The organism is Haladaptatus sp. DYSN1, assembly GCF_029489995.1.
Classification (GTDB): domain Archaea; phylum Halobacteriota; class Halobacteria; order Halobacteriales; family Halococcaceae; genus QDMS2.
In genome coordinates, this window is the sequence record NZ_CP120470.1 from 1,690,785 (window position 1) to 1,714,089 (window position 23,305).

Sequence of the window (23,305 nt, forward strand, 5' to 3'; positions counted from 1 at the left end):
GGGGCCGCACACCACAGACCTGACGAATTACTGACACGAATGGCGTGCCTCCGAATTTTATATATCTCCATTCCTTCGACCCACACGTATGCACGCACGTCCCGTCCGTCGGGAGGGCACGGTATGACCGACGGATTCTCTAGACGCCACCTTCTCCGACTCTCGGGCGGTCTCGTCGCCACTAGCGCGCTCGCCGGGTGTCAGTCACAACCCACCGGTGACACCACGGCAGCGACGACGACGGACCCGGGTTCTCGGTCGCGAACGCTCGCCCTCATCGGCGGCCCCATTCGTACGCTCGACCCGGCGAAAGCCGCAGACGAAAACTCAGTGAAGGTGCTCACCCAGATCTACGAGGGGCTCCTTCACTTCCCGAAGGGCAACCCGGACCCCGAACTGCTGCTCGCAGACGATGTGTCCGTCTCCGACGACGGACTGACCTACACGTTCTCGCTCGACCCGACTGTCGAGTTTTCGACCGGCGACGGACTCACTGCCGCCGACGTCGCCTACTCGTTCGAGCGCGTTGCCCAGTCCACGAATTCGAGTTGGCGAAGCTACCTCCTCTCGATGCTCGGCGTCGTCCACGAGATGGAAGGGGACGAGTACGTGCCTGGAAGTCTCGGCGTGACCGCGGTGGACGATTCGACCGTCGCAATCGAACTTCAGCAGGCGACCCACAACGGCCTCGAACTGCTCGCCCACCCCGCCTTCGCCGTCGTTCCCGAAGGACTCGTCGGCGACATTGAGGGATACGAGGGGTCTGTCGAATACGAGACGTTCGCCACGCAGTCGTCGTACGGAACCGGACCGTTCACCCTCGAATCGTGGTCACAGGGCGACCACTATCGAGTTCGCGCTCGTGAGGACTACCACGGCGATGGTCCGAACATCGCGGGCATCGACTGGGCGGTCATCGAGTCGGATACGGCCTACGACTACGCGATGGGCCTCGACGCGGACGCCTTCTGGGTGCCCGACGCCCGATTCGACCGGTCGTTGCTCGACGTAGACCACGTAGACGAACAGGGTCGGCTGGTCGGGACCTACGGTCCCCTGCCCGAAAACGGTATCACCGCGAACTACCTCGGCGTGCCGCTGCTGTGGATGTACTTCATCGGGTTCAACACGCAATCGGTCGCAAAACCGGTCAGGCAAGCCGTCGCTTACGCGATGAACCAGCAAGCGCACCTCGAACAGGTCCACAAGGGTCGCGGTGCACTCTCCGCACACGTCACGCCGCCGCCGTTGCTTTTCGATGACCGTGAGGCCCGCACCGAACACGCCGACTCGGCGTATCCCTACGGCCTCGACACTTCTGACCTCGAAGCTGCCCGCGAGGTGATGGAAGCCGCCGGGTACAGCGAGTCGAACCCCGCCGACGTCACGTTCACCGTCTACCAGAACAGCACCTGGAGACAGAGCGCACAAATTCTCCAGAATCAACTGAAAAGCGTCCACGTCAACATCGACATCGAACAGGCGGAGTTCGGGACGATGTACTCGCGCGGGCAGAACGGAACGCTCGAGATGTTCTCGTGGGCGTGGGCGATGGACTATCCGGCCGCAGAGAGTTTCCTCAGCATCCTCGTCCCCGGCACCGACAACCCGGTGTTCACGAACTGGGGCGGGACAGAGGCCGCAGCACAGGCGAGCGAGGCGTGGGAGCAGATTACCGAACACTCGACACGGTCCGCGGAGGACCAGGAGATTCGCGCGGCCGCCTACCGGCAAATGGAAGAGGCGAACTGGGAGGACGTCACGGTGCTGCCGAAGTACCAGCCACTCGGCGAGGGCTTTTACTATCCCTGGCTCTCGCTCCCGAAGACGGGGGCTGCGGGCTTCTCGAAACACACCTACAACGACGTGACGATTGGGCCACGCGACACCTGACGGGCGCGCTTCGAACCAGCCGAGGGGGCGGTACGTTCTTCCATCCGGGCGCGCAATCACCGCGTCATGGCGGCTTCCCCTAATCGGCTCCGTTCTCCGCACCTCTTGCTCGTCGGTGAAATCGAGTGGGTGTCCAGTTTCGCCTCGTGGCTGGAGCGCCACAGCGACGCCACAGTTTCGAACGTTCCCGACGCGACGGGTGCCCTCGACGCTCTCGAAGACAGCACGGTCGATTGTCTCCTCTGTGAACACGCCCTCGAAGCCGAGTCTGGGTTGGCCCTCCTCCGCGAAATTCGCGAGCGCACCGCGACACTCCCCGTGTTTCTCTGTACCGCAGACGGCTCAGAGTCGCTCGCGAGCGAGGCGATTGCGGCCGGCGTCACGGAGTACGTCCCGCTCGACGGCGACGTTTCCGAACGCTTCGACGACCTCGTGGCGCGCATCGAAGGGCGCATCCGTGAGGCACGCCGAACCGTGACCCAGCGCGACCGGGCGCGACAGTTCGACGCGATTTTCCACGACGACCGGACGGCAACCTGGGTGCTCGATACGGAGGGAGCGGTCGTCCGGGCGAACGAAACCGCCCGTGCTACGACCGACCAACCGGTCTCCGAACTGGTCGGCCAGCCGTTCTGGTCGCTCGCGTGGTGGGCAGACGATGCCACGACGCGGGCGGACGTCGAGCAAATCGTCGAAACGGCGCGCGAGGGAACCTTCTCGAACGCTGTGATTACGCGCACCACCGCCACCGACGAGTCGGTCGTGGACCTCTCGGCGCGACCGGTGTTCTCCGCGCGGGGCGACCTGGCTTCCATCGTGGTCGAGGGTGTCGATATCAGTGAGCGCGTCGGCCTCGAACGCGACTTGCGTCGCTCCGAGGAACTCCACCGCGTCACGCTCAACAACATGACCGACACCGTCCTCATGACCGACGAGAACGGTGAGTACACCTACGTCTGTCCGAACGTCCATTTCATCTTCGGCTACACGGACGACGAGATTCGCGAGTTGGGAACCATCGACGACTTGCTCGGCGCGGACCTGTTCGACCGCGAGGAACTCGCGGCAGAGGGCGTGTTGAAGAACATCGAGTGCACAGCCTCCGACAAGCGTGGCCGGGAACACACGCTGTTGGTCAACGTCCGCGAGGTGTCGATTCAGGACGGGACGATTCTCTACAGTTGTCGCGACATCACGAAGCGAAAACAGCGAGAGGAGGCGCTCGCGACCTTGCAGGAACTGGCGCGTGACTTCCTGTACGCCGAAACGCACCACGAAATCGCCCACCACGTCGTTGAGGACACGGCGGGCGTTCTCGACATGGACGCGAGCGCCGTCTACCTGTTCGACGCAGTCGAAACCGAACTCACGCCAATCGCCTTCGCAGACTCGCTCGAACGACTCCACGGCACACTCACGAGCGTCGGCGCGGACGGGTCTGGCCTGGTGAGTTACAGCTTCCTCGAAGCCGAGTCCCTGTTTTTCGACGACGTTCACGACGCCGACGCGCTCGAAAATCCGGCCACCGAACTTCGCAGCGCAGCCTACATTCCGCTTGGCGACCACGGCGTGTTCTTCTGTGGGTCGCCCACTGTCGGCCGGTTCGATGCCGTGACGCGAGAACTCGCAGACCTGCTCGCCGCCACGGCCGAAGCCGCCCTCGACCGAGTTTCCCGCGAGAGTCGGTTGCGCGAACAGGACCGCGAACTCCAGCGACGGAACAGCCAACTCACCGCACTCAACCGCATCAACGAAATCATCCGCGAAATCGACCAGGCGCTCGTACAGGCTGAGACGCGCGCAGAAATCGACCACGCAGTGTGCGACCTGCTCACCGCCGCCGACCGCTTCTCGTTCGCCTGGATTGGGGTCGCCGATTCGATTACCGACACCCTCGAACCGCGGGCCTGGGCGGGTGCAGAGCAGGGTTACCTCGACAGCGTGCCGTTCTCGGTCACGGACGCGTCCGTTGAACCGGCCGGCAGAACCGCCGCCACGCGGGAGGTCACGATGGTCAGAAACGTCGCCGACAGGCTCAGAGCCGAACCCTGGCGAAAGGAGGCGCTCTCCCGGGAGTACCTCTCTGTGATTAGCGTCCCACTCGCGTACGACGAGTTCACCTACGGCGTCCTCACCGTCTACGCCACCTCGCAGAACGCCTTCGACGAAACGTCACAGGCCGTGCTCGCGGAACTCGGCGAGACCATCGCCTCCGCGACGAGTGCCATCGAGCGAAAGAACGCCCTGCTCACCACGTCGGTCACACGCCTCGAATTCGATGTGGCCGACCCCTCGTTCGTGCTCTCGCGGCTGGCGCGGGACGTGGGCTGTACGATTACGTTCCAGGGCGGCGTCCAGCAGACGGACGCGGGAGCCTACGTGTTTGTCACGGTCGAGGGGGCCGACGTGGAGGCGGTTGAGGCGGCGGCAAACCGACTGGTCGCTATCGATGACGTCCAGCGAATCAGCGCGAGCGGGTCGGAGGGTGTCCTTCGCCTGCGCCTCTCACAGCCGTTTCTCGCGCTCGAACTGGCCGACCACGGGGCGGTGCTCCGGAGCGCGTCGAGCAGTCCGGAAGCGGCCAACGTGGTCATCGACGTTCCCGACAGCGTGGACGTTCGACACATCACGAGCCTCGTCGCCGACTCGTTCGCGACTATCGAGTTGCGCTCGAAGAAGACCGTCGCCCGAGAGGACACCCAGAACCTATACGCGAAGTTCCTCGGCCAACTCACCGACCGGCAACTCGAAGTGATACAGACGGCCTACTACAGCGGATTCTTCGAATCGCCGCGCGAGCGGACTGGCGAGGAGATTGCAGCAACGCTCGGCATCTCCCCGCCCGCGTTCTACAAGCACGCCCGCGTCGTCCAGCGGAAACTCTTCACGACACTGTTCGAGGACATTGGCGTGCCCACCGCGCCATCGACCTGAGCGAGTACGGTGGTTCAATAACAAACCTTTCCGATTCGACACGGTTCTCTATTCAACTACTTCGGTCATTTTTGCGCGCTCCGTAGGTTCGCTCGCCGAATGAGAGATATTACCTACGACCCGTCGGAGAAATCCGCCTACGAGTGCTTCGCGTGTGGGACCATCGAGCGTGCAGAATCGAATCCCGGTCCGTGTTCTGACTGCGGCAACGAGATGCGCAGCCGAAACACCCCACTCGAGTGATGGCGACGCACACAGCCACAGCGCAGGCCGAGGGTGAACCGGCCGAGTTCGAATCGGCCCTCCAGACCGCCCGCCGACAACTCGCCCGCGCGGCGAGCCTGCTCGACATCGACGAGAACATCGTCGAGCGACTGAAGTACCCCGCAAAAATCCACGAGGTCACCGTCCCGATAAAGCGAGACGACGGAACCGTCGAGGTGTTCACGGGCTACAGAGCCCAACACGACAGCGTCAGAGGGCCGTACAAGGGCGGCCTTCGGTACCACCCGAGCGTCACCCGCGACGAGTGTGTCGGCCTGTCGATGTGGATGACCTGGAAGTGTGCCGTCATGGATATCCCATTCGGTGGCGCGAAAGGCGGCATCGTGGTCAATCCGAAGGACCTGAGCGCCGCCGAACGAGAGCGCCTGACCCGGCGGTTCACCCAGGAGATGCGGAATGCGATTGGCCCCAATCGTGACATCCCTGCCCCGGACATGGGAACCGACGCCGAGACGATGGCGTGGATCATGGACGCCTACTCCATGCAAGTCGGCGAGACGACGCCGGGCGTCGTCACCGGAAAACCTCCAATCGTCGGTGGCTCGTACGGCCGTGAGGAGGCTCCCGGTCGCTCCGTCGCCATCATCACGCGCCTCGCGTGCGACTACTACGACCGCCCGCTCCACGATACGACCGTCGCGATTCAGGGCTTCGGGTCTGTTGGCGCGAACGCGGCGCGCCTCCTCGACTCGTGGGGTGCGAACGTGGTCGCGGTGAGCGACGTAAACGGCGCAATCTACGACCCCGACGGCCTCGCTGTCGCTGAAATCCCCTCCCACGACGAGGAGCCGGAAGCCGTCACGCGAGACGCGGCCGACGTGCTCTCGAACGAGGACCTGCTCGAACTCGACGTGGACGTGCTCATCCCGGCCGCCGTTGGCAACGTCATCACCGAGGAGAACGCCGACGCCATTCGGGCCGACATCGTCGTCGAGGGTGCAAACGGCCCGACGACCTCTGGCGGCGACGCGATTCTCGACGAACGCGAGATTCCCGTGATTCCCGACATCCTCGCGAACGCAGGCGGCGTCACCGTCTCCTACTTCGAGTGGCTCCAGGACATCAATCGCCGTGCCTGGTCGCTCGAACAGGTGAACGAAGAACTCGAATCGGAGATGCAGACGGCGTGGGCCGACGTCCGTTCGGAAGTCGATGCCCGCGGTGTGACCTGGCGCGATGCCGCCTACATCGTCGCGCTCTCTCGCATCGCGGAATCGCACGCCTCGCGCGGCCTCTGGCCCTAAGTCCCCGCCTGCCCTTCTGCTAACTCCGTCAGTAACTCCGGCGAAGTGCTTACCCTCCACTCTGGCGTCTAGGGCGCTATCCGCTTCGATTTCCATGACCGCCACCCTCGCTACTACCGATTGCAGGCGCCTTCGACTTCGTGCCCAGCGCCTCTCAGCTCCCGTCCTGACTGACGCAACCGATGCCGTCGCCACCGTCTGCGGGTTGCAGGCACAGGACGCCGCCGCCGCTGCCCTCGGCGTTCGGGTTCGGACGCAGGACGTGACCGCTGTCGACATCCAGCACGCGCTGTTCGACGACCGCACGCTCGTCCGAACGTGGTGTATGCGTGGGACACTCCACCTGGTCGCCACCGAGGATGTGCCGTGGTTACTCGCGGTTTTCGGCCCGGTCTTCGTCGCTCGCGGACGGACGCGACTGGCCGACCTCGGATTCGTCGATGCGGATGCAGAATCCGCGACAGGCGTGCTGCGAGATGCGCTCGTCGCTCGCGGCCCACTCACCCGTCTCGAACTCACGGAGACGCTCCAGCGAGCGGGATTCGAATTCGACCCGAAGGGGCAGGCGACGTTTCACTTACTTCGCCGCGCCGTGCTCTCCGGTGTCCTCTGTAAAGTCGCTCCGGAGGCGGGCCAGGAGGCGTACCACTTACTCGACGAGTGGGTCCCGCTCGAATCCCCGCCTGACCGGACGACCTGTCTGGCGATGCTGGCCCAGCGATATCTCGCGGCGTACCAACCCGCAACCCTCGCCGACTTTGCTGCGTGGTCCGGACTGCCGATGGCCGACGTGCGACAGGGCTGGGAGGCAATCGAGACGGAGACGACAGCAGTCGACGTCGATGGACGAGAACTGTCGATACTCGGTGACGTAGCTTCCGAATCGCTGCCCGAAGCTGAACCCACGCTCCGCCTGCTTCCGGCCTACGACACCTACCTGCTCGGCTATGAAAACCGCGCACACGCTGTCAGCGCCGAGGACGAACACCACATCTGGCCGGGCGGTGGTCTCATTCGACCGACCGTGATTTCCGACGGTCGGGCCATCGCGACGTGGAAACTCGACCGGTCTCGGGTGCAGCCAACAGTCGAGGTTTCGCCCTTTTCTGCGCTTTCGACTCCCGAGGAACGACGTCTGCGAGGCGAAGTCACCGACCTCGAACGGTTCCTCGACACGTCGCTCGCGTATCAAATTGACGGCTGAGTGCAAACTCCTGACGAAGGCCAAATGCGTTCGACTCAGCGTGACTCTCACCTTCTCACGGGCAATCTCAAAAGATCCTCGCCCTCCGTGAGCGTGCCGAGACGAACCGCTCCCTTTTTATTTTAGGTCTGCCTAAACCTCGCTGATGGCTGTGAGCCCCGAACTGCGCGTCGAACACCCCTCTACCGTCGAGCGAGCTCCCGATATCGTCGTCTGTGAGACCTGTCCCGGGCGAAATGTCTTCCTCGAGTCGGGCAACACGGACGGGTGGATTTCGAGCGACGTGACGGTACCGGTACTGGAGTAACCCCATGGCAAACGACGAACCTACACCCGACAGCGAACGCACCACGATTCGTGCTGGCCGCAATTTCGAACACACTTTCCGCCTCGACGCGAGCGAGGTGGGTGAATTCCTCATCAAACTCGGCGAGCAGTTGCGCGACGGCGACGAACTCACGATTTCGACCGACGAGTGGGAACTCCCCTTTGCCTTCGGTGAGCCAATCGAACTAGAAATCGATTTCGACGGGATGGACGGCCCCGAACTCGAAATTGAACTGGAAATTCCGGGGCGCACCGACGAGTCCGCCCCGAGCGTCGAATAAGCAGCTGCGTATTTTTATTTCGTCGCCGATTCGAGGACGAGCGTGTCGTCTTCGAGGTAGTGGTCGATGACGTGGGCGTGTTCTTCGAGTTCGACGATGTGCCCGCGCAGAATCTGGCCCGTCGCGTAGTCGCCGAGTCCCTCCGATAATTCGATGTGTTCGCGGTAGCTCTCGATAATGTCGCCGTACATCTCGAGGTCGTGGGTAAGCGACGTGCGAATGTCGTAAACGTCCTCGTCTTCGGGTTCGACAGTGGCCGCCTCCGAGAGGGCCTTCATGCTCGCGTGGGGAACCCCGCCAATGGCCTGGAGTCGCTCTGCGAGTTCGTCTGCGGCCATTTCGACCGCCTCGTAGGCTTCCTGCAAGAACCGGTGAATCGGCAGGTGTTCTGCGCCTTCGACGTTCCAGTGGTGCTTGTGCAACTGGTGGTACAGCACGTACGCGTCGGCGAGGTCAGTGTTGAGCGCGTCGACGATCTGTTCTGCTTTGTCCGTATCCAGGCGGACCGGGTTCTCACCGACCGTTCCGGCCTGTTTGCGGGTGACTTTCTGGGTACTCATCGCAGGTATGGATTCAACTTGATGACTCAAAAAAATATGTGATAGCCTACCATACCTTTCGGAACGAGCGAAGCAGGCCCGTCAGTCGCCGCCAGGCACGAACTGCCCGGATGCCGCAGACGCCCGACTCCAGACGCCGCTGTCGAAGTCGATGGCGTCGTTCCACTTCGCGACGACGGTGGAGACGGCGAGGTCGCCAGTGACGTTGTTCATCGTCGCGATGCGCCCAAGAATCGGGTCGACGCCCGCGACGAGGCCGACGAGTTCGAGCGGGAGGCCGACCTGGCTCAGGATGACCGTGAGCATGATGATGCCCGCGCCCGGCACGCCCGCTGTCCCGATGCTGATGAGGACGGCGACGAGCAGCACCATCGCCTGCTCGCCGAAGGCGAGTGGCTGGCCGGCGACGTTGGCGACGAACATGACGGTAATCGCCTGTCGGATGGCCGCCCCGTCCATGTTGGCCGTCGCGCCGACAGGGAGCGCGAACGAGTAGACTGACTCCTCGATTTTGAGGTTCTCCTCTGCGTTCGACATCGTGATGGGGAGCGTCCCGCTCGACGACCGGGTGGCGAACGCCGTCAGCATGGCGTCTTTCGCACCGCTGAGGAACGAGAGCGGCGAGACGCGGGCGACCAGCCCCATCAGCACGACGAGATAGGTAAAGACGATGTGGATTGCCACCGCGATGGCGACGGCGACGACGAGCATTCCGAGGTCCGAGAACACACCGATTCCTTCGGCCCCGATGCCGGCGGCCATCAGCGCGAACACGCCGATGACGCCGTATTCGAGCACGCCGCGAACCACGACGAACATCGCTTCGGTCGCGACTTCGAACGCCTCGAACACCGAATCTACCTTCTCTGCGAGGTCATCTTGCTGGGCGCGGACGAAGGTGAGCGCCGTTCCGAAGACGATGACGACGAACACCGTCGCGAGCAGGTTGCCCTCCGCCATGGCCGCGACCGGGTTCGCCGGAACGATGTTGAGGATGACGTCCATGAGCGCGGGTGGCGACTGGGATTCGGGTGCCTGCCCGGCCGCGAGGTCTGCGCCGAGTCCCGGCTGGAGCAGGTTCGCCACGGCGAGGCCGATAATGCCCGCGATGGTCGTCGTCACCGCGTAGAGGAACACCGTCGCGCCGCCGAGTTTGCCGAGGCGAGCGGGCGAAAGCTGGCGAATCCCGGTCAGCAGGGTGAACACGATGATGGGGAGCACCAGCATGTTGAGTAGCCGGATGAACAGGTCGCCAAGCGGACGGACGACGGCCATCTCCTCGCCGAAGACAAGCCCGGCGAGCGACCCAAGCAGGAACGCCGCGAAGATGCGATAGATGAGCGGGACGGTTCGATAGCGATGCCACAGCGAGCGGAAGGGGGTAGCCATGAGTTGCCCGTGTTACCTCGTCTATCCGGGTAATACTCACGCATCCTGCGTCCGCTGCAGGTACCTACGACGCCTCCCTCGCGACCGATTCGACTGAACTGCCAAATTTCTCGGCCCACACGTGCGGAAACTGGTGGCTCTCCGCTCGAAACGCGTCATCTTTGTTTTCGGCGGTCACCCGGCCACTGGACGTTGGCACTCAGATACCGGCAAAGCTGTCGCATTTGTGCGCGTAATACACTCTCACGGTGTCCACGAAACCGGTCCATATCCGAAAGAGATATCCACAGTATTGCCTAATCTATGAACAACCATGGCGGACGAATCGCCGCAGACGGAGTCGGAAGACACCCTGTTTACTGATATCGGGAAGGGACTCCTGGACGAGCAGATGGGGCCGAGTTCCGCACTCGCACATCTCTACCGTGGCGAAGTCCACCGGATGAAACTCTGGCGCGAGCGCTTAGACCGCACGACCAACTGGTCGGTCATCGTCATGGCCGCCGTGTTAACGTGGTCGTTTTCGAGCCAGGAGAACCCCCACTACGTGATTCTCGCTGGTATCGCGGCGCTCAGTATCTTCCTCACCATCGAGGCCAGACGCTATCGCGGCTACGACATCTGGCGCTCCCGGGTTCGCTGTCTCCAACGAAACGTCTTCGCCCCGGGACTCGACCCGACGACCGACCCCGTGAATCCCAACTGGCGACAGAACCTGAGCCAAGACTACCGAACGCCGACACTCAAAATCACCATGGAGGAGGCGCTCGCTCACCGCCTCCGGCGTGTGTACCTGCCGCTGTTCGGCGTCATCCTCGGCGCGTGGACTGCCCGCGTCGTCGTGTTCGGCGACCAGCCGTGGCCCGAAAGCGCCGCCATCGGCCAACTTCCCGGCACGATGGTGTCCATGTTCGTCGGCCTGTTCTTCCTCGGCCTCATCTTCATCGCGATTCGCCCGCGGACGTGGCACACGCACGACGAGATGCGGACGGAAGCACTCCGACGAGACCGAACGAACCGGCGGAGATAGGTGTATCTCCTCAGCAGACGTATATTATCGTATGGTAGAAACAACAGTGGTACAGTCCTCATCACAGCAACGCGACGGCATCCTTCTCCACGCGCTCATCGGTGCGGTGTTGATGTTCGTCCTTTCGTTCATCCCACTCTCGCCCGTTTTGGGTGGTGCAGCAGCTGGCTATCTCCACAAGCATGACGGCGTGAAGGTCGGCGCACTCGCGGGACTCTTCGCAGCTATCCCGGTCGTCGCAGTCGTGATGTTCCTGGTCACGTTCCTGACGCCGGTTGTCGTCACCCAGGGGAACAGCATCGTTGGCCCGCTCGTCGGGTTCGGCATCATGGGGTTCGTCCTGCTGTTACTCGTCGGTCTTTACACCGTCGGTCTTGGTGCACTCGGTGGCTATATCGGCGTCTACTTCTCCGAGTCTCGGACCGCTACGTAGCCGAGTCGGCCCGACACGTGGGTCAAGCTGTTTGCCACCGTCTGGGACTCCAACAACGACCCCTTCTTGGCGACCTACGGCGTACAGCACCACCTGAAATACGGTCAAGGCTACTCCATCGCCGTCGACGGCTACTACGGCCCCGAGACGAAGGGTGCGGTCGAAGACTTCCAATCGAACGCCGGCATCCGCGTCGACGGCGTTATCGGCCACGACACGTGGCAAGCGCTGATGGCACTCTGAAGCCCACCCGACTCACTGTTTTTTGGCGAAGAGGTCACCCTGCAGGTACTTCAGTCCGGTATCACAGGCGACGGTGACGACGGCGTCGTCTGGATCGCGCTCGTTCGCGATTTCCACCGCCGCGGCCAAGTTCAATCCCGTCGATAATCCGCCGAACAGTCCGTCCGTTTTGGCGACTCGCTGAATCATCTCTCTGGCCGTCGATTCGGACGGCGCGCGAACGTCGTCGTACGGTTCCCGCTCGAAGATGGGCGGGTTCACGCCCACGGCGATGCCCTCGATGTGGTGGTTCCCGGAACGACCTTCGCTCAGAAGCGGGGACTCGGCGGGTTCGACGGCTGTGATTCGCGCACCTGCCGGCTTGAGCACCTCCGCGTTTCCGGTCAGACAGCCACCGGTCCCGTAGGACATCACGAAGTCGGTCACGTCGGGGCAGTCGTCGAGAATCTCTTCGCCCATCTTGGTGTAGCCGTCGAGCAGGTACGGGTTCTCGAACTGATGGGTGTGATACGCCTCAGTCTCGGCTTTCACCTCCTCGACGTACGCCATCATGTCGTCGATGATACCCGGGTACACACTCCCGTCAGGTGTTTCGTGGACGATGACCTCCGCGCCGAACGCTCGCATCGTCCGAATCTTCTCCTGGGCGAAGCAATCTGCGGTCACCATCGTCGTCGGATGGTCCATCACCGCACAGACGAACGCGAGACTAGAGCCGGTAGAGCCGCCGGTGTACTCGACGACGCGCTGACCGGGGTCGAGCAAGCCGTCGCGGCGCGCTCCCCGAATCATCGAGAGGGCGAATCGGTCCTTCATGCTCCCCGTCGGATTCCCGCCCTCCCACTTTACGAAGATGCGTGCGCCACCTTCGGGACGGATGCCGGGAAGTTCGATGAGCGGCGTGTTTCCAACGGCTTCGATGACAGAGTGGGCGTGCATGCTAGCTACTCGATGTGGCGTTTGAAAAAGAGTGGCGCAGGGCTAATGATGTAGAGAAGCCTGAACGGTTCAACGTCATCCCTGGACCCTATATTCAAAGAATCAATCACCACCCTCGATTTTCATAATCGGTTCTAGTCTTGCGATTTCATTACCGTTCAAGGTCTAATCGATGGTTGAAATGCTTCTCGAAGTGGCGTTGTCAGTCTGTTATAGAGAAATTCCATCCGTGATTGATGCAGGAGTTGACCGCTCATTGTCGGAATAACGGGCGGAGAGCCCATGTTAGCAGATTATGAGGAATCTGAACCACCCAATTCCGAATCCTAACCGGTTGGAAATCCCGGAAGAGGATTGTTGTGAGGTATTGAGTTCCAGACTAGTGTGGGATTTTCGCGGGGATGATTTCGGGGTTTGAGCGCTTGTGGGGTTTGAATTCGCTAGATAGGGGGAATTGCGGGCGTTCGCGAATGCCTCCAAATCCGTCTCTCTGCGCTTCATAATCGGATTCCCTCTTGTGGTTTTGGGATGTTGCTTTTGGTGCGTCGCGCTCAGAGAAATCGGAATATAATCACCTCACGCATCCGGGTTTCGTATCGTTCTCCCATTTACGACCATTTTGGCCTGTGCTCTCTCGCGCTCGAATCGACCTCGTGCTCGTTTTTTGTGTGCTGTTTCGCTCTCTTCCGGACTCAGACCCCGACTAGGAAAGATAAATCAGCCCCCTAGAATTGCCTAGATGCCCGTTCAGGCGCGTGGAAACCACGATTCCGAGTATGAACAGGCAATCACCATCACAACGAACGGTGTGTCAACGAACGACCCCACTGTCTCGCGAGTTACGGATTGTACGGTTCGACGATTTTGAGAATCGTGGGCGCTTCATACCGTCGGTTGCGTTGCTGGCCGGTCGTCTCACGCAGGACCCCATCATCCCATACGCGCCGAATCGCCTGATTCACGGCAGGTTGAGATCGCCCGAGCGCGTCAACTGCTTGTGGCTCGGTGAGATACGGGTGTTCGATGACGAAATCGATGAGTTCGCGAATCACGGCACCCTGGCCCTGATACTGGGCTCGATAGCGATCGCGCAACGCGAGCAGTTCTCGGGCGACAGTATATCCCTCACGACCCTGTTCGGCGATTGCCTGAACGAAAAACGACACCCATTCTATCCACGCCCCGTCACGACTTACGGCCAGCAGTCTGTCGAGATAGGTATCACGGTTCGCGTTGAAATACGACGACGGATATAGATACGGACCGGGTAACAGCTCCCACTTGTAGAGGGCGAGCATCACGAGGAGGCGACCGAGTCTCCCATTGCCGTCCTGAAACGGATGGATTGTCTCGAATTGGTAGTGGATTAGCGCCAGGTCAACCAGTGGAGCGTACCGTGGGCCTGTGCGGATGTACTGGAGCAGGCTCCGAAGTGCATAGGGGATACTCGCTGGGGGAGCCGGAACGAATCGTGCCTCACTGAGTGGCGTTCCCGGCTTGTCGATTCCCACGAGGTCTTCGCGAAATTCTCCGGGGTTCTTTTGCTCGCCACGTGCACCCTGCAGCAATATTTCGTGGAGGCGACACAGTAAGTCCCGGTCTAACTCGGCGCCCTCTCTGAGCGCCTGAATGCCGGTGGTGATTGCTTCGACGTAGTTCTGTGCTTCCGTGATGTCGGCTCGCTCGGTCGCGGTTCGTCCGGGCTCTTCACCGGCTTCGCGTCGATAGATGTCCGAGAGCGTGAGTCGGGTCGTCGTCTCGATGTTCGAGGAATCGACGGCCTCACGGTGGATGAGGGGACTGAGGATGACCTCCGGCGAATCCAACCACGTATCCAGGTCTGAGAGTTGACCCACGGCATACATTGCCTCCCCGTTGTCGCTGACTAGGTCGTGTGTGGCGTCGAGGTCTGGTGGGAGCGGGTCTGGGCTGAACGTGCAGATACCGTCGACCATCTCAACCTCTCCCGGAGCGTCGTCAACAAAGTCTTCAGGCCTCATTGGTATCCAACACACGTTCGGAGCGGCTTATAGATAACGAATAACCAATATTACTATCCAAAATCGCTGTTAGAGCACTCTAAGATAGCCAATTCATACTTTCACTATCCAAATCGCGCTCGACACCACCAGTAGATAACGGTCAGACGACTATCCTTCGCCGGAGCGCCTCGTCAGAAATGAACCATCAAGCCACGGATGCCGGGCCCAGCAGTCCGAAGACGGTCTTGGCGAATCTGCCCACGAATCACAATCCAGCGTCGACTGCTACCGGAATCACAACTACCTAGACACGGCTAGTTCACCAACCGTGAGCCGAGCACGCTTACGCGTCTTCCTGCATGCGGTCACGCAACCACGGTGCTGGATACACCGCCGTCAGTCCGGGCGAATCGATATTGAAATGCTGTGGTGGCGTGGTCTTCGCGTAGGTCTTCTCGACGCGTGGCGTTCCCTCTGGTGGGTCGTTCAACACCCCCAATACTTTGTGCCCAGCTGATTGGGTCATCACCACCCAGATCGCCTCGTCTGGCTCACAGGCGGCCATCTTGTCGTAATCTTCTGGGATAGCGCGTCGATAGTCGTTGTTGATACGCTCGACTTCACCCGTCACGACGACGTTCTCGTTCGCGTCGAGGCCAACGCAGTCGAGGCGATGCAGTTGGAACTCCTCGGTGGGAGCACTCACGGAACTGCCCATGAACTCGGCGGCAGAAACGCTGCCTTCGCGAATCTCGTAATAGGGCACGACGTCGACGACTGCAGATTCCGGATTCTCGACATACGCGGACTCCAGATACTGGCGGAGGACTTCGACGCCGAAGATGTGCTGACTCGACTCCGCTAAGTCGCCTTTCCCGTGGCCGTAATCGACGCCCTCCCGGTAACTCTCACCGATTGCCTTTCGGCCGGCAGATGTCACCGTGAACAGGCGGTGGGGGTGGTCGGTGTCGTGGCGAAGCAGTTCGCCTTCGACCAGTTCCTGGACTGCGTCGCTGTCGATGCCGGTGTACTCCTGCAGGCGGAGCATCGAGTCGTATCTGAGGTCGTACTCGAGTGGGTCGTAGCGCAATTGCTGGGCGTTGTACACGACCTGTAAGAACAGGAGTTGTCGGTCGGTCCACTCGGAGGCTTCGCGCTCGTCGTCGGTGAGTTTGAGCCCGACCGAACAGACGGGGATGTCGTGGCGGTCGACCGTGTCGAGCGAGGAACAACACGCAATCGCACGCTGCATGCCGTCGAGCGACCGGTCGTAGCGGTTGTCACAACTCACACACCGCAGGGCGTGAATCTCCGCGTCGTACTCCACCGTCTCGGGCATGCGTTTCGTGTGGGCGAGTGCGGTATCCACCCGGACCACCGAGGGCGTGTCCTCCTCGAAATCGTCTGCCAGGCTCGGCTGATAGAGCGTCAAGCCGGCTTCGAAATAGGTGCGGTCGAGGGTCTCCTCGAACTGGTCTGCAAATCGTGTCGCATCTTTCGCCGTCAGTGGCTGTGGGCCCTCTGGGTCACCCGGCGGAAGCGGTGCCGACCGCACGAGGAACGGGCGCGGTTCGTCGGTATCGAACGCGGCAGGGAGTTTCACGAACCACTGGCCGCGACGAAGTGCTCGAAGTCGATTCCCGACTTCCGTTGTATCCATCTCGTCGGTAGCCAGCCGCGTGGCCAACCTGCGGTCGACGGGCACGTTGCCCGTCACAAAGGTAGAAACGTTGTTCAACACCTCGTTGTACGCCCGCTCGCTGGCCTCTCTAAGTTGGCCGGGGAACTGCATCGCGAGCGTGACCGAACACCCGAAACTCCGGGATTTTGCGAGGAACTCCGTAAGCAGGTCCGTCACCGCGACAGACGCAGCCTCCTCGATATACAGGTTCACGAGCGGGTGGTCCTCCTCGTCGCTCTGCTGGGTGCGTCTCCGGAGTGCCGTCCACAGATTCGAGAGAATCACGAGCGTCAACACGCGCTGGGCTTCACTCCGCAGGCCGCCGGTATCGAAGATAATCACCGCATCCTCGTCGAGCCAGTCTGCGAGGTCGAAATGCGGCGTATCGCTCGCTTCGTCCCCGTCGGCGACGTGATTGAAGATGCGTGCCAGGCGCTTATCGAGGGGAATCTTCTCCATGCGATTGGCCACACCCTGCATGATCTCGTCGAACGAGCGAGCGCGATTTGCGACTACGCCACCGAGCATGCGTTCGAGTTCGTCATCAGAAACGGCGGGTGCCGTCTGTCGTTCGTGCATCCGTCGGGCGGCGTCGTGGAGGTCTCGATGCGAGAAGGCGTCGTCTCCATTGACGGGGTCGAACAGCGCCTTCACGAGATAGCGGATGATGTCTGGTGAGCGAACGGCCTGTTCGAAGCGCCGCTTGCCCATGATTTGGGTGAGAATCTCGATGTAGTGGTCGACGGTATCCTCCACTGCGGTCGTTCGGGCGACGCCAACTTCCAACTCGTCGCGAATATCGAAAAACGAGAACGCGGGGAGGACCTCCGCACAGTCGAAGTACACCACGTTGTCGAGATTGCCGTAGCGGGCGAAGTGGGCGCGACAGTAGTCTTCGCCCATGCCGTCGCCCTTCGGGTCGATGAGGATATTCACCCCCTCGGTCGCTTCCTGATTTTCGAGGATGGCGTTCACGAGCGCCGTCGATTTCCCGGAGCCCGTCTTCCCGAACCAGGCGACGTGCAACGGTTGGAGGGCAGGCGGCAGTGAGAGGCCCTGGTCTATCGTCGCCCCATCCTGCGTGAGCGGGTGGCCGAACAGGAGACCGTCTGTGTACGCCCGCAACTGGTCTGCGGGTGGACGTGGCAGGGCGGTTCGCTCGCCTGGCGTCGGCGCAACGGCACGTTTGCCCGCACCCGTGAGCGAATCTCCAGAGAGTACGCAGAAGTTAGACGCCTCGCGGGCGTCTGCGACGATGGCCCTGCTCGTGTTCGTCGTCCACGGAATCTTGTTCCTCAGGCGGCCGTAATCGGCCGGGTAGAATCGCTGTGTCTGGATGTCTTCGTACACGCGCGTGGCGTCGCCGTCGGTGTGGACTACGCTCGTAACCTCGTAGCAGGTGTGGCTCACGTCGCCAAACGCGGTGGCGAGTTCTCGGATAGGTGCGTCTGGGGTATCCGGGTTGTCCGTGCTAATGGCGACAACGCGGGCGTTCACCTCGAACGAGCGACGTCCATCTTTTTCTGCGAGTTCCTGGATGCGGGCTTGGTCACTGGCGGTGATCGTGAGTTCGTCTTTCGGCGGTGGCCCCCAGATGGCGTTCAAGAGTTGCCCACCGTACGTGTCCAGGCCGCCCTCGATGTAGGCGCTGCGCTCTTCTGCTCTGCGTGACCAATCTGGCTTCGGCCGAAGGAGCGTCTGGTAGACGAGTGGGACGGCACTCGCAGCCATCGTCTCGACGAGGGCTCCGAGCGGCAGGCGGGAGTGGCTTTCGTGCTGGAAGTCCTCGAACGGGGTGAGTTGGGTCTGCCAGTCGTTCAGGCGCTCTGGCTGGCCGCAGAATTCGACGGCGGCGAGTGGGTGGGCCTCGGCGTCAGTGAGTGGGTCCACACAATCGACGCGCGTGAGTTCGTACGAATTCGGGAATAATCCTCTGAGAATGCGTTCGAGTGCATCCGTCACCTTTGGGTCGGTCACACCGACGTAGTAGTCGATGGTCGTGTCCTCGGTGCCATCGGCGACGAGCCGGAATTCGATGGTCGGTGGCTCGGGCGTTCGTCTGGTGAGTCGTGAGACGAGGCTCGTGTTCGGGTCCGGGCCAAGCCCGTGGAGTCGCCTGAGATGGGTCGTGACGGTTTTCGGGTGCAGCGAATCGTCCGTCGGGCGAATGCGAATGTAGGTGGTTTCAGGAGCGATCGACCGGTCGTCGGTGGAAGCGTCGGCGGCGGGCATCGAAATCTGGAGTATTCTTCCTGGGGATGGCTTGTGCTATAATAGCTCGGATAGTGATAGCAAGCGACATGATTGTGCGGTAAGGGGTTCTGGGTGTCGTGTGTTTCTCCCTGGTCGTCGAGATTTCGTGAGTGTGGAGGCAGATACTGAGCACGCTTCGAGCGCCCCCGGCCGCTCGCGGTCGCTCAGGCGACATATCGGCACGGCCGATAGGGGTCGCTGAGGCGACCAGGCAGGCGCGAGCGCCCGGCCCCGTCCTCCCACCCTGTGGTCTGTGTAGTCTCACCGCATACCCACCGACAAGGACGTACTGATGGCCCTCCTCGGTGAGTTCTGCAAGGAGTTGGAATCACTTCTCGCCGCTGAACCGACGGACAAACACTCGGCAGTCGAACAATCGCGCCGAGTGCCCGCTCACGCTGGTCATTCATCCGATTCAGACGACATCTAACAGTGGTCGTCGATCCACTCACAAAATGAGTGGAAATCCTCTGCACCACATTGCTCTGCGATACTTCCAAGTGTTCCACGAGGAATCTCTCCATGGAGTGGAACAGTTGGCCGTCGGACCTCGCCAGTGTCTGGATTGACGTACTCTAGTGTGAGGTGACTCCCAGTCCGTGACGTCGGCTCGTAATCGAATTTCATCAGCACCTTCGCAACTTCTCGACCTGTGAACGTCGTCGGCCCACGCTACTCGTCCCACGGCGGACGGCCTTCGCTTCCAGCTTCGTTCTCATCGAGACCAAGTTCTTCGGCCAGTTCGCTCTCGTCTACGGGCTCGCCCTTTCCATGGTACGCATCGAGTGCGTCAGCAAGCATCCGCAAAGCTTCCGCACGATCGTCGCCGAAGGAAGCCACACCCGTCTCGATGTCCTTCGCGGTGACTCGACCATCATCCTCGCGAATGAACTCAACGCCACCGTTACGGTTGTCACGAGTCGTGCTGGCCATCTCTACTAGAATTGAGTCGACGTCTACAGATAAGCGTTCGGACGGCTTGCATTGTACTATGACCGGGCGACACAACCAATCGGAGAAATAATGCTAAACCCACCCTCTAAGTCTTGCACGCCTCTTCTGACAGGGGCTGGTGAGGTTTCTACGACCGTGTTGAACTCACAGCGCGAGTCGGTCACGGGACAGTGGCTACCAATGAGTCGATTGGAACGTTCGATGCAGAGTTGCCGTTGACCGATGTACGGTTGTCTGATTAGCGTACGTTCAGTAACATGTCTGTGATTGCCATCTTTTCTTTAATCCGATTTTGGAAATCAATGGAAGGCTCTTTCTCATACGGGTCTTTGGTCAGCTCGTAGCCCCGTGCCTCGATGTAATCTTGAAACGCCCACAGCGCATAATCAAATTCCTCCTCACCTCCCCATCCGTGACCGGGAGGCACGTCAGCGAGTTTTTCGGCAGCCACCTCGTAACACTCAATCGCACGCTGGTCACCCAGCATGAGATAGCCGTCGCCGACCCATTCGTACGATAGCCCCTCTAGTATCTCGTCGTCAGTGTCTGCCCGCACCCGCTCGCAGAGTACCTTCGCAAAGTCAAACAGGTGGGTTGCCCGACCGGTATTGTTCACTCTCACATCACAGCTTATCGCTCGCAAGAGTTCTGCTGCGCCGAGTGACAACGTCTTCGTGTCTTCAAACTTCTTCGTGACCATCAACTCGAATGCAGCGAGTGCGAAATGCGTCGCTGCTTGGTCGAGATTACTTGCATTGTTGAATTTCCGTGCCAACTCATCGTGATCAGTCATACAGTCTGTTGTTTCAGGAGCAGAATAAACATTCCAGCGCGGAAAATGAACATTCGATACGCTACACAACTCACCGGCTGAATCAGCCCTGATAACGTGAAACCAACCGGCAATCGGTGCTGAACTCACCCTCTGAGTGTTGCACACCACTTCTGACAGCATTCGGTGAGGTCTCTGTAAGCTCGCTGATTTGAGCGCTCAGTTTCGGTTGGAAAACCCACGACGGAACCATTTTCCCACTCGGTTGAGGCTCTCTAGTATGGAGCACCGAGTTGTCCACTATCACTATCCGCTTGATAAACGATACTCGTTAGAGTACGTTGACGACGATGCGACACAGTTCGCTGAGCGATACGGTGGATACGACTCAGGGACGGTGAAGGCACTCGGGTATCTGATTGGAGAGGCCGAAATCTACTGTCTGTACACGCAGACTGGCGAGTCTGGGACAGCTGACGACCTCGAAACCAGCGAGACCGAGATTGTTGCTGCATTGGACGATATGCATCCAGATCGGGAGCGTCCGATTGCAATCGGTCTATTCGAGGCATGGGAAGGCGTCCGTGAGGAAGCCGAAGAAACCGGTGATGGACTAGAGATCTACAAAGAGTTGGAACTCAGTCGTGTCCCGGAAGCGATCGATGAAGTGAACTGGAACGGGACAGCAACCAACGTGGCCGGGGAACTGATGTCGAACCTCATCCTGAGACATGTCCTTCCGAACGCAAACCATCGGTCCAGCATCTCGATGCTCCAGATTTATCTCGACTTCTGCACGTTCGGCCGTGAAGTCGAGTACAACGGACTTCGACTCCACACTGCTGACAACGAGTGGCGAGCGTGGGTCGATCCGTACATCACACAGTCGAAGCGGATTCTGACAGTCCGACGGAACAACGTTCGGTTCCAGAAGCTCAGTGAGTACGGTGTTGAAACTGTAATCCGGAAAGGCGGTATCGAGATCGCGTTGGGTGAATGGGACCTCGGCATGCACTATCGAGACGCGTGGACCCACTACGCCCGAAAGCACGAACAACTCTGTGTTCTATTTGCCGAGGAAATCGCTGAGCGAGCGGGCGTTCCTGAATTGAGCGAGCGGGTTGGACTCTCTCAGGCAGACTTTGCGTCGTTACTTGCCGGACACGAACCGTAGCTCTTGACGTGGTGTTGAAGCTGAAAATGGACGACGAGTCAGTCCTGGAGGTGAGCGTTCGACCGACCAACCGCTCGGCAGTACTCTCCGTTCTCAAAGTTGTACCGACGTTCGAGGTTTCGAACGGTCTTCTTGAAGTCCATGGTGCTTAGGTGAACGAATGGTTCTGTGACGTATAAATATATTGTAGCCACTGTGGTCATAATCAGCCGGTTGACACACCCTCTGTGTGGTGTACGCCGCTACTGACAGTGCCTGGAGAGGTCTCTGTAGACGTGCTGAACTCAGGGCGCGTATCTTGCACAGCGCGTCGCGATGATTCGGATGAGTACTACACCCGCGTGGTCACCACTGGTTCGCCATCAATTCGGGATACGGACAAGAATCCACCGCGCTGCTGACTACAGAGAATGGAGTCAGCACCCGCCGCGCTAGAATCCGGCAGTCCCGCCTCGGCGTTGAAGCGTTACTCCCCCACGTTGTCGGAATCCTTCGCCAACTCGATAATTTCTACTTCCCAGTCGTGGGTTGAGCCGCGCGTCTGAAACTCCCACGCGCCACGGACATCCACGCCGGCCAAGACTGCACGCTCGATCGCTTCCGCGAGGACGGCCTCGAACTCGTCGGAATTGGTGATGGAAACGTCAGCGAGTTGATCTCGTGTCATGAATGATGGGGCCGTCTAACCTCGACCCGAAGATATTGCGTAGCTCGTGATTCATTCGTGTCCCACGAGGTCAGTTTCCGCGAAGGTCGTTCGGTCCATTTCCAACTAATCTCGCTAGCCTCAAAGACCTACCGTTCTGCATGGTACACCATGCCCCCCAACAGGGGCTGGTACACCATGCCGCCTATTTTTCTAGCTTCCGTTCCTACCCACGATTAAGAGCAATGTCTATCATCGCCCATCTCCGGATCCCCTCCAGTTCCTTCGAGCTAGGGCGTATTCTCGAACTCGGATCTGGGACCACTATTCAACTCGAAAACCTGGTCCCCCTCGGCGAAAAAGCGGTGCCGTTCTTCACGGTGAGCGAACAAGCGCGCGACTCCTTCGAGGAGACGGTGCGCAAGCACCCGTCTGTCGAAACAATCACGGAAGTCAGTCGCCACGACAACGAGACGTTGTATTCCCTGGACTGGAACGTCGGCCGCGACATCTTCTTCCAGGGCGTCCTCGATAGCGGGGGCCAACTGTTGAGCGCGACGGGGACAACAGATACCTGGGAGTTCGAACTCCGCTTTCCCACTCACGACGCGCTCAGTGCGTTCAAGGAGTACTGCTTGAACGCCCACATCCCGCTCGAAGTGGGACGCGTGTACAACCCCTTGAAACCGGGAACTGGCATGTGGTACGGACTGACGGACGCACAGCGGGAGACGCTCGTGAGAGCCGTCCGGGGGGGGGGGTATTATTCGATCCCGCGACAGATGTCCACCCAGGACCTCGCAGACGCGCTGGATATCTCCGATCAGGCTGTCACCGAGCGATTACGTCGCGCCATCGAGAAGCTCGTCGAGAACACCCTGATCGCCTTGGCTGAGGATGAAGGGGAGGAGTTCGAACTCGTGGAATGAGCGGTCGTCGTCTCGCTACGAACCCGGATGAACCAGGAGAGTGAAAATCAGGAACACGCTGTCTGGTTCTAGCATTATAGACCATGCAAAAAGAGGATGCCCCCTTATGGCGTTAATTAGGATGACGCAGGACCAGGGCACTACAGGCCAAC

At 60.5% G+C, this 23,305-nt stretch carries 21 protein-coding genes and 1 pseudogene; 13 read left to right on the forward strand and 9 right to left on the reverse strand.

Features of this window, described 5'->3' with window-relative positions; genetic code table 11:
• Positions 1–123: 123 nt before the first annotated feature.
• The 7 genes from P0648_RS09060 to P0648_RS09090 all read left to right on the forward strand — a co-directional run bounded on the left by P0648_RS09060 (position 124) and on the right by P0648_RS09090 (position 8,168).
• Complete coding sequence (locus P0648_RS09060) at positions 124–1,893, forward strand: ABC transporter substrate-binding protein (protein WP_277503658.1); 1,770 nt, start codon at positions 124–126, stop codon at positions 1,891–1,893.
• A gap of 66 nt (positions 1,894–1,959) precedes the next feature.
• Positions 1,960–4,827, forward strand: coding sequence for a bacterio-opsin activator domain-containing protein (locus P0648_RS09065; RefSeq protein WP_276274964.1), 2,868 nt, complete (start codon positions 1,960–1,962; stop codon positions 4,825–4,827).
• Between the two features lie 99 nt (positions 4,828–4,926).
• On the forward strand, positions 4,927–5,070 hold the full coding sequence (locus tag P0648_RS09070) for a rubrerythrin-like domain-containing protein (RefSeq protein WP_276247595.1): 144 nt from the start codon (positions 4,927–4,929) through the stop codon (positions 5,068–5,070).
• Positions 5,070–6,356, forward strand: coding sequence for a glutamate dehydrogenase GdhB (gdhB, locus tag P0648_RS09075; RefSeq protein WP_276247594.1), 1,287 nt, complete (start codon positions 5,070–5,072; stop codon positions 6,354–6,356). Before P0648_RS09070 ends, gdhB begins: the two co-directional genes overlap by 1 nt.
• A 94-nt stretch (positions 6,357–6,450) precedes the next feature.
• Positions 6,451–7,560 carry a winged helix DNA-binding domain-containing protein gene (locus P0648_RS09080; RefSeq protein ID WP_277503661.1) on the forward strand — a complete coding sequence of 370 codons (1,110 nt, stop codon included), beginning with the start codon at positions 6,451–6,453 and terminating at the stop codon, positions 7,558–7,560.
• Between the two features lie 145 nt (positions 7,561–7,705).
• Entirely contained in the window at positions 7,706–7,867 is a 162-nt protein-coding gene (locus P0648_RS09085; protein WP_276247592.1) for a hypothetical protein, read from the forward strand.
• A 4-nt stretch (positions 7,868–7,871) separates the two neighbouring features.
• Entirely contained in the window at positions 7,872–8,168 is a 297-nt protein-coding gene (locus P0648_RS09090; protein WP_277503662.1) for an amphi-Trp domain-containing protein, read from the forward strand.
• Between the two features lie 14 nt (positions 8,169–8,182).
• On the opposite strand, the gene dpsA is transcribed toward P0648_RS09090, so the two are convergent.
• Positions 8,183–8,728: a DNA starvation/stationary phase protection protein DpsA gene (gene dpsA / locus P0648_RS09095; protein ID WP_276247590.1), complete on the reverse strand. Its 546-nt coding sequence runs from the start codon at positions 8,726–8,728 to the stop codon at positions 8,183–8,185.
• 81 nt (positions 8,729–8,809) lie between these two features.
• Positions 8,810–10,117, reverse strand: coding sequence for a dicarboxylate/amino acid:cation symporter (locus P0648_RS09100; RefSeq protein WP_276247589.1), 1,308 nt, complete (start codon positions 10,115–10,117; stop codon positions 8,810–8,812).
• A gap of 313 nt (positions 10,118–10,430) precedes the next feature.
• On the opposite strand from P0648_RS09100, the gene P0648_RS09105 reads away from it, so the two are divergent.
• From P0648_RS09105 to P0648_RS09115, 3 genes are all read left to right on the forward strand, one after another.
• A complete protein-coding gene (locus tag P0648_RS09105; RefSeq protein ID WP_277503665.1) occupies positions 10,431–11,147 on the forward strand; it encodes a DUF2270 domain-containing protein in 717 nt (238 codons plus the stop codon).
• Between the two features lie 31 nt (positions 11,148–11,178).
• A complete protein-coding gene (locus tag P0648_RS09110) occupies positions 11,179–11,580 on the forward strand; it encodes a DUF5518 domain-containing protein (RefSeq protein ID WP_276247587.1) in 402 nt (133 codons plus the stop codon).
• Positions 11,581–11,646: 66 nt separating this feature from the next.
• Positions 11,647–11,823: a peptidoglycan-binding protein gene (locus P0648_RS09115; RefSeq protein ID WP_277503668.1), complete on the forward strand. Its 177-nt coding sequence runs from the start codon at positions 11,647–11,649 to the stop codon at positions 11,821–11,823.
• Between the two features lie 12 nt (positions 11,824–11,835).
• Here P0648_RS09115 and P0648_RS09120 read toward each other — a convergent pair whose 3' ends face one another.
• The 3 genes from P0648_RS09120 to P0648_RS09130 form a co-directional block, all read right to left on the reverse strand.
• Positions 11,836–12,762: a PLP-dependent cysteine synthase family protein gene (locus P0648_RS09120; protein ID WP_277503670.1), complete on the reverse strand. Its 927-nt coding sequence runs from the start codon at positions 12,760–12,762 to the stop codon at positions 11,836–11,838.
• 839 nt (positions 12,763–13,601) lie between these two features.
• Entirely contained in the window at positions 13,602–14,762 is a 1,161-nt protein-coding gene (locus tag P0648_RS09125; RefSeq protein WP_277503671.1) for a Fic family protein, read from the reverse strand.
• 325 nt (positions 14,763–15,087) lie between these two features.
• The gene (locus P0648_RS09130; protein ID WP_277503672.1) at positions 15,088–18,657 is read right to left on the reverse strand and encodes a type IV secretory system conjugative DNA transfer family protein; all 3,570 of its coding nucleotides are present in this window, start codon (positions 18,655–18,657) and stop codon (positions 15,088–15,090) included.
• A 313-nt stretch (positions 18,658–18,970) separates the two neighbouring features.
• Here P0648_RS09130 and P0648_RS09135 point away from each other — a divergent pair, with 313 nt between their 5' ends.
• Positions 18,971–19,108 carry a hypothetical protein gene (locus P0648_RS09135; protein WP_277503674.1) on the forward strand — a complete coding sequence of 46 codons (138 nt, stop codon included), beginning with the start codon at positions 18,971–18,973 and terminating at the stop codon, positions 19,106–19,108.
• Here the strand turns inward: P0648_RS09135 and P0648_RS09140 are convergent.
• From P0648_RS09140 to P0648_RS09150, 3 genes and pseudogenes are all read right to left on the reverse strand, one after another.
• A pseudogene (locus tag P0648_RS09140) lies at positions 19,105–19,341 on the reverse strand (type II toxin-antitoxin system HicA family toxin); the annotation flags it as partial. The gene P0648_RS09135 and the pseudogene P0648_RS09140 overlap by 4 nt on opposite strands.
• A gap of 9 nt (positions 19,342–19,350) precedes the next feature.
• Complete coding sequence (locus P0648_RS09145) at positions 19,351–19,611, reverse strand: hypothetical protein (protein WP_276247581.1); 261 nt, start codon at positions 19,609–19,611, stop codon at positions 19,351–19,353.
• A 259-nt stretch (positions 19,612–19,870) separates the two neighbouring features.
• Positions 19,871–20,425, reverse strand: a complete 555-nt coding sequence (locus P0648_RS09150; protein ID WP_277503677.1) for a hypothetical protein — start codon at positions 20,423–20,425, stop codon at positions 19,871–19,873.
• A gap of 259 nt (positions 20,426–20,684) precedes the next feature.
• Between P0648_RS09150 and P0648_RS09155 the strand changes: the two genes are divergently transcribed.
• The gene (locus P0648_RS09155) at positions 20,685–21,578 is read left to right on the forward strand and encodes a hypothetical protein (RefSeq protein WP_276274958.1); all 894 of its coding nucleotides are present in this window, start codon (positions 20,685–20,687) and stop codon (positions 21,576–21,578) included.
• Between the two features lie 466 nt (positions 21,579–22,044).
• Here the strand turns inward: P0648_RS09155 and P0648_RS09160 are convergent, their stop codons facing one another.
• A complete protein-coding gene (locus P0648_RS09160) occupies positions 22,045–22,245 on the reverse strand; it encodes a hypothetical protein (protein WP_277503680.1) in 201 nt (66 codons plus the stop codon).
• Between the two features lie 224 nt (positions 22,246–22,469).
• On the opposite strand from P0648_RS09160, the gene P0648_RS09165 reads away from it, so the two are divergent.
• On the forward strand, positions 22,470–23,153 hold the full coding sequence (locus P0648_RS09165; RefSeq protein WP_277503683.1) for a helix-turn-helix domain-containing protein: 684 nt from the start codon (positions 22,470–22,472) through the stop codon (positions 23,151–23,153).
• Positions 23,154–23,305 lie beyond the last annotated feature (152 nt).